The sequence below is a fragment of the Hypericibacter terrae genome (assembly GCF_008728855.1).
In the GTDB taxonomy this organism is placed as follows: Bacteria; Pseudomonadota; Alphaproteobacteria; order Dongiales; family Dongiaceae; genus Hypericibacter; species Hypericibacter terrae.
Genome location: NZ_CP042906.1, coordinates 1,073,381 through 1,085,479, shown reverse-complemented (window position 1 = coordinate 1,085,479; position 12,099 = coordinate 1,073,381). Strand labels below are relative to the sequence as shown.

The following is a 12,099-nucleotide window of genomic DNA, read 5'->3' as shown; positions in this document are numbered from 1 at the left end:
AAACCCGAAGGGACGGGCGACGGCCGGTCAATCGCTATTGCGTCAGGGGGCCGGTCCGGCCATGGCTATGGATTGGGATAAGCTCAGGATCTTTCACGCCGTCGCGGAGGCCGGCAGCTTCACCCATGCGGGCGAAGTGCTGAACCTCTCGCAGTCGGCGGTGAGCCGTCAGATCAGCGCGCTCGAAGAGAGCCTCAATGTCGTGCTGTTCCATCGCCATGCGCGCGGGCTGATCCTGACCGAGCAGGGCGAGCTTCTCTACCGCACCGCCCACGACGTCTTCGCCAAGCTCGCCATGACCGAGGCGCAGCTGGCCGAGAGCAAGGAGCGGCCGAAGGGCCGGCTCAAGATCACGGCCACCGTGGCGTTGGGCTCGACCTGGCTGACGCCGCGCATGGCCGAGTTCGTCGATCTCTATCCCGATGTCGGCGTCGATCTCGTGCTCGAGGATCGCGAGCTCGATCTCAGCATGCGCGAGGCCGACGTCGCGATCCGCATGGCGCCGCCGCGCCAGCCGGGGCTGATCCAGCGCCATCTGATGACGGTGCGGATGCCGATCTATGCGGCACCCGACTATATCAAGCGCTTCGGCGCGCCCGAGAGCGCCGCCGATCTCGACAAGCATCGCATCATCGTGTTCGGCGAAGAGGTCCGCCCACCCGTGCCGGAAGTGAACTGGCTGCTGCGCGCCGGCACACCGCCCGACCGGCCGCGCCAGGCAGCCCTCACCGTCAATAACAGCTATGCAATCCTGCGCGCGGTGCAGACCGGCATTGGAATCGCCAGCCTTGCGACCTATATGGTCCATGACACACCCAACGTCGTGCGGGTCCTCCCCGAGCTGGAAGGGCCCCGAGTCGATGCCTATTTCGTCTATCCGGAAGAGCTGCGCAACTCGAAACGCATCCAGGTCTTCCGTGATTTTCTCTTGAGAAAAGTGGCCGCAACGGAAGCTTGATCCGCCGACCAACAATCGCCCGCTGCTTCAATCGTTCTTTGATGTCAATAGGATGACATTCCGGCCCGACCTCGCCGCACCGGTCTTTCGGGGTTGGGAAAGTGGTATGCGATTGGCGCATATCTCGCCTGTGTTTTTGACTCTGGTCCAAGCGGACAGCTTCGCTACTTATTCTCATATCTGCTGCATCGCACAATCGCGAGGTGGCAGGACGAGTTTCGGCGAAACCGCTGGTTTCGCCACATCGGATCCGGGTGCAAGGCCCGGATGAGGGTCTTCGGACCCTTACGTCTCCCAGACGTGAAGCCTCCCTGTTTAACTTGCCGGGCCCTTGGGCCCGGCTTTTTCTTTTCTGAACATTCCCTGTTCGCATTGGCCCCGTGGCCCGCGCCAACCGGCCGCGCGAAGTGGCTTCTTTGCCCCCTGCCCGACGCATAGCCGGTTAACCGGGCGCGAACGATCGAGCAACCGCGGCCAGGCGACGCAAGGGCCGGCGCTTATCGTTAACGCGCAGCACACTTGCTCCCTGCCGGGAAACGCCCACTATCAGGGACGAGTGCTGGACCTGCCGGCCGCCGGCTGGCGTTCCCACCCAATCCTCGGACCCGGGACGAACGCTGGCGTGACATCGGCCGCCCCCCAGACCGCCATGGCGAACTCGCCCCACAGCGAAGCCGAGATGCGCGATCCGCGCCTGAAGGCGCTCTTTGCCTATTGGAAAGCCAAGGCCGGCGGCCGGCGCATGCCGGCGCGCAAGGATCTCGATCCGCTCGAGATGAAGGAATGGCTCGGCAATCTGATGCTGATCGAGTTTCCGACCGGCAAGTTCATCGAGTTCCGCTATCGGCTGGAGGGCACGAATATCGAGGCGTTCTATGACGCGCGCCGCACCGGCCGCGGGGTCGAAACCATGACCGCCGAGAGCGAACGCAGGAGCGTGCTGCCGCAATGGGAGAGCGTGTTCGATCAAGGCCGGCCTGCCTATTACGAGTCCGATATCCTCTCCAGCGAAGGCAAGCTCGCGCGCCAGAGCAAACTGCTCCTGCCGCTCTCCGAGGACGGCGAGCATGTGAACATGATCCTCGGCGCGATTTATTTCCGGCCGCAGTACGAGTTCGAGAAATAGGGCGCGCCGTGGCAGTGACGGGCGGCAGCGCCTCGCCGAATCAGATTGCCATGCCGCGGTCGGGATTGAGCTCGATCAGCCGCGCGATCTGCGCCCGTGCCTGCGACAGGACCGTCTCGACCGAGGCGCGATCGTGGCTCGGGGCGCCGTCCTCGAACTGCGACTGGATACAGAGCAGCAGGGTCCTGCGGCCGATCTCGGTCACACCGAACAGGGTGACGATGCTGCGTTCGACCGACAGGCCGCGCCCGGTGACCCAAACGCGCTGCAGCACGCCGTAATAGACCGCCGCCGAATCCTGGGCCACCTCGCCGAGATTCGCCGGATCCTCGACATGAAGCGTCAGCCCCTCCTTCTTGAGGGCGGCCATTTCTTCGTCCATTTCCGACAACGCCTGATCCTGCGCCTCGCGGAAGACGTCGGTGAGATCGAAATCGCCGAGCTGCCTGGCGGCCTCGGCAACGAATGCCGCCCGATCGTCGCCGATATCCAGGGTCAGGAGGTCCTTCGGCGTGCCGACGACGCCAAAGCGCTGCAGGTCCTTCTTCGCCACGCCAGCCTTCAACTCCGCGCAGCCGGCGAAGATCGCGTGAATCTCGACCTCCGGCCCCGCAGCCTCGATGAGCTCTCTCGCATCTTTCTTCGGGAGAACGCACCAGCCCTCGACCGGAGCCAGATGGATCGTTTCCCCGCCGACGTCGACGGACATGACGGTGCTGGAGTCGGCCAGGGGCGCCGTGTGGGGTGCCGTCCTGGCGCAGCCCGCAAGCGCCAGGCAGCCCCAGGCCACAACCACCGAAAGGGACAGGAGGAACGCGGGCCGACCGAATTTGCGCGACAAGGAGACATCCCGGACAGGCCGCATCGTCCCTCCCCGCTCGCTCGGTCCCGCGGCGGGTCCACGCACCGGCATGGGACGCGAAGGCCGACGCCCCGTTTCTACCGGAGGATGTCGCGAAAAGCCAGTCGCGGAAAATCCTTCAGGTCCGCCAGTCCAGGATCACCTTGCCGCTCTGGCCCGACAGCATGGTGTCGAAGCCGGCGACGTAATCCGCGACCTTGAAATGATGGGTGATGATCGGCGAGAGATCGAGGCCGCTCTGCAGCATCGCCACCATCTTGTACCAGGTCTCGAACATCTGGCGGCCATAGATGCCGCGGATTTCGAGGCCCTTGAAGATCACCTGGTTCCAGTCGATCGCGGTGTTGGCAGGCGGGATGCCGAGCAGCGCCACCTTGCCGCCATGGTTCATGACGGCCAGCATGTCGGAGAAGGCATTGGGCACGCCGGACATCTCGAGCCCGACATCGAAGCCCTCGACCATGCCGATCTCGCCCATCACGTCCTTGAGCGATTCCCGGGTCACGTTGACGCTGCGGGTGGCGCCCATCTTCTTGGCGAGACCGAGGCGATAATCATTCACGTCGGTGATGACGACATGGCGGGCGCCGACATGGCGCGCGATCGCGGCCGCCATGATGCCGATGGGCCCGGCCCCGGTGATCAGCACATCCTCGCCGACCAGGTCGTAGCTCAGGGCCGTGTGGGTGGCATTGCCGAAGGGATCGAAGATCGAGGCCATGTCATCGCTGATCTCGGGCGGGATCTTGAAGGCATTGAAGGCCGGGATCACCAGGAAGTCGGCGAAGGCGCCCTCGCGGTTGACGCCGACACCGACCGTGTGGCGGCAGAGATGGCGCCGCCCGGCGCGGCAATTGCGGCAATGGCCGCAGGTGATATGGCCCTCGCCCGACACGCGATCGCCGATTTTGAAGCCGCGCACCTCGACGCCCATATCGACGATCTCGCCGACATACTCGTGACCGACATGCATCGGCACGGGAATCGTCTTCTGCGCCCACTCGTCCCATTTCCAGATATGGATGTCGGTGCCGCAGATGGCCGTCTTCCTGATCCGGATCATCACGTCGTTATGACCGACCTCGGGATCTTTCACGTCGGTCAGTGTCAATCCGGGCTTCGGGGCCGTCTTCACGAGCGCGCGCATGTCCGTACTTTTATGTCCTCAAAAACCAGGCTGGGCGTCTCAGATCGCGCCCAGCGCCTTGCCGACCTTGCCGAACGCCGCGATGGCGCGATCGATCTGTTGTTCGCTGTGGGCGGCGCTCATCTGGGTCCGGATCCGGGCCTGACCCTTCGGCACCACAGGATAGCTGAAACCGATGACATAGACGCCCTCCTCGAGCAGCGCCTCGGCCATCGCCCCGGCCAGCCGGGCATCGCCCAGCATCACCGGGATGATCGGATGCTCGCCCGGCACCAGCTTGAAGCCGAGCCTGGTCATCCGCTCGCGGAAATAGGCGCCGTTCGCCCGCACCTTTCGGCGCAGCGCCGCCCCCTCCTCCGTCGCCAGCAGCGCCAGGCAGGCGAGCGAGGCGGCCGCGATCGCCGGCGCCAGGCTGTTGGAGAAGAGATAGGGACGCGAACGCTGGCGCAACAGCTCCACCACCGGGCGGCGGCCGGCGACATAGCCGCCGCTGGCCCCGCCCAGCGCCTTGCCGAGGGTGCCGGTATAGATGTCGATCCGGTCCGCCACCCCGCAATGCTCGGGCGTGCCGCGGCCCTTCTCGCCGATGAAGCCCACCGCATGGGAATCGTCGACCATCACCAGCGCACCGTAGCGGTCGGCCAGCGCGCAGATGCCCGCGAGGTTGGCGATGATGCCGTCCATCGAGAACACGCCGTCGGTCGCGATCAGCTTGAAGCGGGCGCCGGCGTCGTCCGCGGCCTTGAGCTGCACCTCGAGATCGGCCATGTCGTTGTTGGCATAGCGATAGCGCTTCGCCTTGCAGAGCCGGATGCCGTCGATGATGCTGGCATGGTTGAGCGCATCGCTGATGACGGCGTCCTCTTCCGACAGCAGCGTCTCGAACAGCCCGCCATTGGCATCGAAGCAGCTCGAATAGAGGATCGTGTCCTCGGTGCCCAGGAAGCGGCTCAAGGCCGCCTCCAGTTCCTTATGCAGCGTCTGCGTGCCGCAGATGAAGCGCACCGACGCCATGCCGAATCCGTAATCCTCCAGGCCGCGCGTCGCCGCCGCGATCAGCCGCGCATCGTCCGCCAGACCCAGATAGTTGTTGGCGCAGAAATTCAGCACCTCCACGCCGTTCTCCAGCCGGATCGCGGAATTCTGCGGCGTCGCGATGCGCCGCTCGGCCTTGTAGAAGCCGTCGGCACGGATCTGCGCCAGGATGTTGTCGAGGTGAGCCAGGAAAGCAGCAGTCATGGCGGCATCCTTACTGGGATCCGGGCCTCAAGCCCGGAAACGGGACGTTTCCCCCCGACCTTGGCCAGTACCGATCGAACCGGCAATGAAGTTTCGGCAAATCGGGCCGGAAGCCGGGCCCTCCCGTCCGAAGCAGGGATCCTGGACCGGTCCCGGAACCCCGGGGCCCGGTCGGGCGTTATTCCTGTCGTTTCGCCTGGAATTCCCTGCATTCCCAGGGCTGGCATGATTTTACGAAGTTTTAGACAGGCCGCCATGCTGCAAACAGCCCCTTTCCCTTGGCGGTGGCGGCGAGAGCCATCGCAGCAGAAACTCCTCGCTCTCCTGTTCGGCGCCGTGCTGGCCGTTCTTTCGGCCTGCGCGCCCGTGCCGCCGATGGACGGTATCATCGCGCAAGCGCCGACGACGACTGTGACGCCGCGTCTTTTTGATGCGCGGGGCCCCCTGACCGAGGAACAGAGCCGGGCGGTGCTGGCCAAGCTCGAGGCCGAGGCCGGCGGCGACATCCTGCGCCGTCATCTCGCGGTCGAAGAATCCGTGACCGAGAGCCCGATGACCGTGGGAAACCGGGTCACGCTGCTGCCGGACGGGCTCAGCAGCTTCAAGGCGATCTTCGCCGCGATCCGCAACGCCAGGCATCAGGTCAATCTCGAATATTTCATCTTCGAGGATGTGGAGAGCGACGGGCAGAAGCTCGGCGACCTGCTGATCGCGCAGCATCGCAAAGGCGTCGAAATCAACGTGATCTATGACGCGATCAGCTACGCCAACACGCCCCAGGCCTTCATCGACCGGCTGGAGAAGGCCGGGATCAACATGGTCGAGTTCAACCCTCTCAATCCGATCGACGCCACGGATTCGCCGAACGACCGCGACCATCGCAAGATCCTGGTGGCCGACGGACAGATCGCGATCCTCGGCGGCGTCAATCTGAGCCAGTCCTATCAGAGTTCGCCCTTGAGCGGCGCCAGCCCGATCGATCCCCAGAGCCATCAGTTCTGGAGCGATACCGACGTCGAAATCGAAGGCCCGGTGGTCACCGAGATTCAGAAGCTGTTCATCAAGACCTGGCAGCAGCAGAAAGGCCCGCCGATCCTGGCGGCGGAGGCCCTGCCGCAGCCGACCATGCCGGACGATCAGATCATGCGGGTCATCGGCAGCGGGCCCAGCGAGCCGCTGCCGCGCTATTACGCGACCCTGCTCTCGGCCATTCGCTACGCCGAGAAGCGGGTCTGGCTGGTGACAGGTTATTTCGTGCCGACAGAGGAGGAGATGCGGGAGCTTGTTGCCGCGGCGCGCCGCGGCGTCGATGTGCGCCTGCTGCTGCCCGGCATCAGCGATTCGCAACTGGCGCTCGCCGTCGCCCATTCGAACTACGAGGATCTGCTGGAGGCCGGGGTGAAGATCTACGAGATCCGCGACTCCTATCTCCATTCCAAGTTCGCCGTCATCGACGGAGTCTGGTCGTCGATCGGCTCCTCGAACATCGATCATCGCAGCGTGCTCTTCAACGACGAGGTCGACGTCGTGATCCTGGGAACCGACAGCGCGCGCCAGTTCGAAGGTCATTTCGAGACGCAGCAGCAGAAGGCGACCGCCATCGACATCCAGAGCTGGGAAAATCGCCCCATCCAGGACCGGGTCGGGGAAGGCTTCTCGCGGCTCTGGGAGGATCTGCTCTAACGCCGGCGGCTCAAGCGTAGAGCCGCTCCTTCTGCAGGTCCTTGTAGAGGTCGGTGACCTGCTCGGCATAGCCGTTGAAAAGCTGGGTCGCCACCACATCGTCGGAGCCGAGCACGCGCTCATGCGCCTGGCTCCAGCGCGGATGGGGAACCTCCGGGTTCACATTGGCCCAGAAGCCATATTCGCTCGCCTGCAGCGACTGCCAGAAATTCATCGGCTGCTGGTCGGTGAAGCTGAAGCGCACGATCGACTTGATCGATTTGAACCCGTATTTCCACGGCACGGTGAGGCGAAGCGGCGATCCGTTCTGCGGCGGCAGCGGCTTGCCATAGACGCCGGTCGCGATGAAGGCCAGCTCATTCGTCGCCTCGGCCATGGTCAGCCCCTCGACATAGGGCCAGGGATACCAGGTCTGAGTCTGGCCCGGCGCCACGTCGGGATTCTCGAAGGTCTCCATGCGCAGATAGGTGGCACCGGCCGAAGGTTCCGCCATCGCCACCAGCGCCTTCAACGGAAAGCCGCTCCAGGGGACCGCCATCGACCAGGCTTCCACGCAGCGGTGGCGGTAGAGCCGCTCCTCGAGCGGCATCTTGGCCAGGAGATCGTCGATCCCGATCTCGACCGGCTTGGCCACCATGCCGTCGATCTTGATGGTCCAGGGCCGGATCGGCAGGGCCTGGGCCTCGGCGACGACATCCTTGCTGTCGTTGAACTCGTAGAAATTGTTCCAGCTCGTCGCCCATTTCTCGGCGGTGAGCGGACGGTCGAGCTTGTAATTGTCGTTATGCGGGAACGGGTAGAGCTTGGCCGAGGGATCGGCCATGGCCTCGGCCCGGGCCGGCCGGAGGCCTGCCATGCCGGCGCCCGCCAGCAGGATCGGTCCCAGCGCCAGACCGGCGACCAGGCGCCGGCGATCGCGAAAGACCGCTTCCGGCGTCGCCGTCCGTTCCGGCAATTCCCAGCTCCGTCGGGTCCGAATCAGCATGGTGACGCTCCTCTGTTGGCTCTCGACGTCCCACAGACCTAAGCCCGGCCTCCGCTCCGCTCAAGTCAAGAAAGGGTGAGGTCCATGCGAGGGTCGAAAAGGGAGCGCCATCCTCAAAAACCAAACCTCTCCCCACATTGTGGGGAGGGCCCCACCGCGTAGCGGTGGGAGGGTGAGGGGCGCGGTGCGAGCCGTGCGAGAGCACCCTCACCCAGCCCCCAAATGTCATCCCCGCGAAAGCGGGGACCCATTTTGATCCAGCGCACTAAGCTTAAAGATGGGTCCCCGCTTTCGCGGGGATGACCACTATAGAAGCGCCCGCTTCAATCCAGCAGGCTGCGCAGCATCCAGGCGTTCTTCTCATGGACCTGCATGCGCTGGGTCAGCAGATCGGCGGTCGGCTCGTCATGCGCCTTGTCGACGACCGGGAACACGCTGCGCGCGGTGCGGGTGACGGCCTCCTGGCCGGCGACCAGCTGACGAATCATTTCCTCGGCGTCGGGCACGCCGTCCGCTTCCTTGATGGACGAGAGCTTGGAATAGGCCTTGTAGCTGCCAGGCGCGGGATGACCCAGCGCACGGATCCGCTCGGCGATGAGATCGACCGCGAGGGCGAGCTCGGTGTACTGCGCCTCGAACATGAGATGCAGCGTATTGAACATCGGACCGGTCACGTTCCAATGAAAATTGTGGGTCTTGAGATAGAGCGTGTAGCTGTCGGCCAGCAGATTCGACAGGCCGTCGGCGATCTTCTTTCGATCCTTCTCCGCGATGCCGATCTCGATCGGCATCTCGCCCTTCTTTCCCATACTTCCCCTCCGAAAGAATCGATCGACGATGACAAATGGGCCAGCCTGACCGGGCGGCAGGCAAGTTATAGACGCCTAGATCGGCGCTTCAAGTCCGATTTGGATTGTTTCCAATCTGTCGCAGAGACGTGAACGTGACAAGAAGATCTCACCCCCTCCCGCACGCCGCCTTTGGCGGCTGGGAAGGGAGTGAATCGTTCCGCTCTTCTTCGCTCGGTCAATGCGCCGGCTGCAGCCTCTGCTCGACCACCTTGTCGGCGATCCGTCCGATCAGCTCCTGGAGATGATCGAACTTCCAGGCGAAGGTGCCGACGCCCAGCGTCAGCGAGCGCAGCTCGATGATCAGGTCATGGAGCTCCGACTGCGGCAGATGGGCGCTGACCTCGTCCCAGCCCGGCCAGCCCTCCTTGGCGTCGAAGCCCAGGATCTGGCCGCGTCGGCCGCTGATGAGCCCGTGCACGCGCGAGGTAAAATCCGTCGGCACCGTCACCGTCACCGCGAAGATCGGTTCCAGCAGCACCGGCTCGCAACTCGGCATGGCCTCGGTCATCGCCATGCGGGCCGCGGTCTTGAAGGCCATGTCGGAGCTGTCGACCGAATGGAACTGCCCATCGGTCAGGGTCACCGCCACATCGACCACGGGGAATCCGAGCGGGCCCCGGCCGAGATAATCGCGCACGCCCTCCTCGACCGACGGGATGTATTGCCGCGGCACGGCACCGCCCACGATCTCGTCATGGAACTCGAACCCCTTGCCGCGCGGCAGGGGCGCGATGCCGACATGGATGTCGGCGAACTGGCCATGACCGCCGCTCTGGCGCTTGAAGCGCGAGTGATGCTTGGTGCCCTTGCGGATCGTTTCCTTGTAGTTCACCTGCGGGCGATGCGATTTGACCGGCAGGTTGTATTTGAGACGGAGCCGGTCGATCGCGATCTGCAGATGGATCTCGCCCTGGCCCCACAGCACCATCTCGTGGGTATCGGGGTTGTGCTCGACCGTCAGCGCCTCGTCCTCCTCGACCAGCTTGTGCAGCGCCGCCGTCAGCTTGACCTCGTCGGCGCGATTCTCCGCGTCGATCGCCAGCGAGAAGAGCGGCGCCAGCTTGGCCGGCCAGGGCGTCGCGGTCTTGGCCTTGCCGCTGGCCGAGAGCAGCATCCCGGTGGCGGCCTCGTCCATGCGGCCCAGGGCGACCACGTCGCCCGGGCCGGCGGCCGCGAGCTTCGCCAGCTCATGCCCCTTCATCCGCGCCACGCTGCCGACGCGGAGGCCGGAGAGCATCATGCCGTCCTGGAGCTTGCCGCCCCAGATGCGCGCCAATGAGAGCTTGCCGGTGTGGGACTGGTGGTAGGTCTTGAACACCTGCGCGACGGTATCACTCGCATCGGCCGCGATCCCCAGCCGCTTCGCCGTCTCGCGCGCATCGGGCACCTCGTGGCGCAGCGCCTTCAGCAGCCGGCGCACGCCGTGATCCCGATCGGCCGCCCCCATGAAGACCGGCACGATCAGGTCGGCGGCCAGATCCTTGGTCAATTGCTGATAGATGCTGTCCTTCGACGGCACCGCATCCTCGAGCAGCTGCTCGAGCAGCGCGTCGTCGAAATCGGCCAGCGATTCCAGCATGGAGCGGCGGGCGGTCTGCTCGCGCTCGAGCACCGTCTCCGGCATCTTCATCAGGTCCGACGGCTGGCCCGGCTTGTACTGATAGGCGCGCTCGCTCACCAGATCGACATAGCCCGTGACCTGATCGACGCCGTTCTTGTCGGGCGTGCGGATCGGCACCTGGCGCAGCACCAGCGGGCGCGCCGAGACCGCCTGCAACGCCTCCAGCAGCTCGCTGACGCGGTGCGGGGCGATGTCCATCTTGTTGATGAACAGCAGGTGGGGAATCTTGCGGTCGTCGAGAAACTTCAGGAGCGGCGCCAGGATCAGCGCCTTGGCCGGCTCGGGCTCGCACACCACGACGGCGGCATCGGCCACCATCAGCGCCTGCTGCGCTTCGCGCGCGAGCTCGACGGAGCCGGGACAATCGAGAAAGCACCAGGACTCGCCGAGGAACTCGGTCGTCGCGGCGGAAATTTCGACCGACATCTTGCGCGCCCGCGCCTCGGGGGCGCTGTCGCCGACCGTATTGCCTTCCTTGACGGTGCCTTTCCGGGAAATCGCACCGGTGACGAAGAGGAGACTCTCCAGCAGCGTCGTCTTGCCGCTGAGATAGGGACCTACCAAGGCGGCGCAACGGGGCGCCGCCGTCGTTTTTTCGCCCATGGCCATACTCCCTGATTCGCGTGTCTGTCGCGTTCGGGGCGGTTCGGCCCTGGGCCTTCCGCCCTTGGTTGGCACTCATCATTCCGGGGTGGGCGGCGCGGTGGCAAGCGGAATTCGCCCGGGGGACCGCCGCAGCCCGTGACAAGCTTAAATCGCGGACAGACCGGCTCTCCCGGAAATGGGGGGAATCCGCGGGAACCGAACACAAAGATGTCGCGTTTACCCTGTCTATTGGGTCCGTCGGCTTCGCGACCTCGACCCCTGGTGGTCGCTCCCTCGAACTGTCCCGCCGTACCAGTTTTTCCGAAATTAGGGTCGCCCGATGACAGCGGACTCCACGGCCCGTCGCTCGCGCGCTTCTTCCCGCCGGGAGAGCCGCGCCAAACGCAAACGGCCGCCGCGGAGCCGCGGGACAGGCCGCACCGACAGCGTGTCGCGACGGCTGGTCGGTTTCGGAGAAGAGTGGAAGTCGGAAACCATCACCCTGGGCGATCTGATGCAGGCGCTGGAGCATCGCGGCTACGGGCTGCTGCTGATCCTGTTCGCGCTGCCGAACCTGATCCCCAACCCGATCCCGGGCGTCTCGGCGATCTTCGGCATCCCCCTCGCGATCCTGAGCGTCCAGATCGTCCTGCAGCAGCCCCGTCCCTGGCTGCCCTCCTGGCTCGGCCGGCGCGGCATCAAGCGCGAGGCCTATCAACGCGTCATCGGCCGCGCTGCGCCCACCCTGACCAAGGTCGAGCGCATCCTCAAGCCGCGCCTGCCGAGCATGCTCGAACCGCTGACGATGTCGCTGATCGCGGGGCTCTGCCTGGTGCTGAGCCTGCTGCTGGTCCTGCCCATTCCGTTGACCGGCATGGTGCTCGCGATACCGATCGTGCTGTTCGGCCTGGCGCTCGTCCAACGCGACGGCTTATGCGCGTTGATCGCCGCCCTCCTCGGCAATGCCGCGATGATCTTCGCGGTCGGCGCCGGCTGGGCCGCGATCAAGGGCGTCGCCGCCGCCGTTCCGGGCTGAATGCCC

Annotated in this window: 10 protein-coding genes; 4 read left to right on the top strand and 6 right to left on the bottom strand. The window is 65.1% G+C overall.

All coding sequences use genetic code 11. The features are described 5' to 3' along the window. The first annotated feature begins 67 nt into the window (after positions 1–67). A complete protein-coding gene (locus FRZ44_RS05085; RefSeq protein WP_151180167.1) occupies positions 68–958 on the top strand; it encodes a LysR family transcriptional regulator in 891 nt (296 codons plus the stop codon). Between the two features lie 622 nt (positions 959–1,580). Continuing rightward, positions 1,581–2,084 (top strand): PAS domain-containing protein, encoded by a 504-nt coding sequence (locus FRZ44_RS05080; RefSeq protein WP_151176156.1) that lies wholly within the window; start codon positions 1,581–1,583, stop codon positions 2,082–2,084. Positions 2,085–2,124: 40 nt separating this feature from the next. Here FRZ44_RS05080 and FRZ44_RS05075 read toward each other — a convergent pair whose 3' ends face one another. The 3 genes from FRZ44_RS05075 to FRZ44_RS05065 form a co-directional block, all read right to left on the bottom strand. Continuing rightward, entirely contained in the window at positions 2,125–2,925 is an 801-nt protein-coding gene (locus FRZ44_RS05075; RefSeq protein ID WP_151176155.1) for a hypothetical protein, read from the bottom strand. Positions 2,926–3,064: 139 nt separating this feature from the next. Further along, complete coding sequence (tdh, locus tag FRZ44_RS05070) at positions 3,065–4,093, bottom strand: L-threonine 3-dehydrogenase (protein ID WP_151176154.1); 1,029 nt, start codon at positions 4,091–4,093, stop codon at positions 3,065–3,067. Positions 4,094–4,132: 39 nt separating this feature from the next. Continuing rightward, positions 4,133–5,332, bottom strand: a complete 1,200-nt coding sequence (locus tag FRZ44_RS05065) for a glycine C-acetyltransferase (RefSeq protein WP_151176153.1) — start codon at positions 5,330–5,332, stop codon at positions 4,133–4,135. Positions 5,333–5,587: 255 nt separating this feature from the next. On the opposite strand from FRZ44_RS05065, the gene FRZ44_RS05060 reads away from it, so the two are divergent. Then, positions 5,588–7,015: a phospholipase D-like domain-containing protein gene (locus FRZ44_RS05060; protein WP_191908425.1), complete on the top strand. Its 1,428-nt coding sequence runs from the start codon at positions 5,588–5,590 to the stop codon at positions 7,013–7,015. Between the two features lie 10 nt (positions 7,016–7,025). Here the strand turns inward: FRZ44_RS05060 and msrP are convergent, their stop codons facing one another. From msrP to FRZ44_RS05045, 3 genes are all read right to left on the bottom strand, one after another. Next, on the bottom strand, positions 7,026–8,000 hold the full coding sequence (gene msrP, locus FRZ44_RS05055; protein ID WP_151176151.1) for a protein-methionine-sulfoxide reductase catalytic subunit MsrP: 975 nt from the start codon (positions 7,998–8,000) through the stop codon (positions 7,026–7,028). Between the two features lie 323 nt (positions 8,001–8,323). Next, on the bottom strand, positions 8,324–8,809 hold the full coding sequence (locus tag FRZ44_RS05050) for a Dps family protein (protein ID WP_151176150.1): 486 nt from the start codon (positions 8,807–8,809) through the stop codon (positions 8,324–8,326). 217 nt (positions 8,810–9,026) lie between these two features. Continuing rightward, positions 9,027–11,075: an elongation factor G gene (locus tag FRZ44_RS05045; RefSeq protein WP_151176149.1), complete on the bottom strand. Its 2,049-nt coding sequence runs from the start codon at positions 11,073–11,075 to the stop codon at positions 9,027–9,029. A gap of 430 nt (positions 11,076–11,505) precedes the next feature. Between FRZ44_RS05045 and FRZ44_RS05040 the strand changes: the two genes are divergently transcribed. After that, positions 11,506–12,093 (top strand): exopolysaccharide biosynthesis protein, encoded by a 588-nt coding sequence (locus FRZ44_RS05040; RefSeq protein WP_191908424.1) that lies wholly within the window; start codon positions 11,506–11,508, stop codon positions 12,091–12,093. The last annotated feature ends 6 nt before the right edge of the window (positions 12,094–12,099 follow it).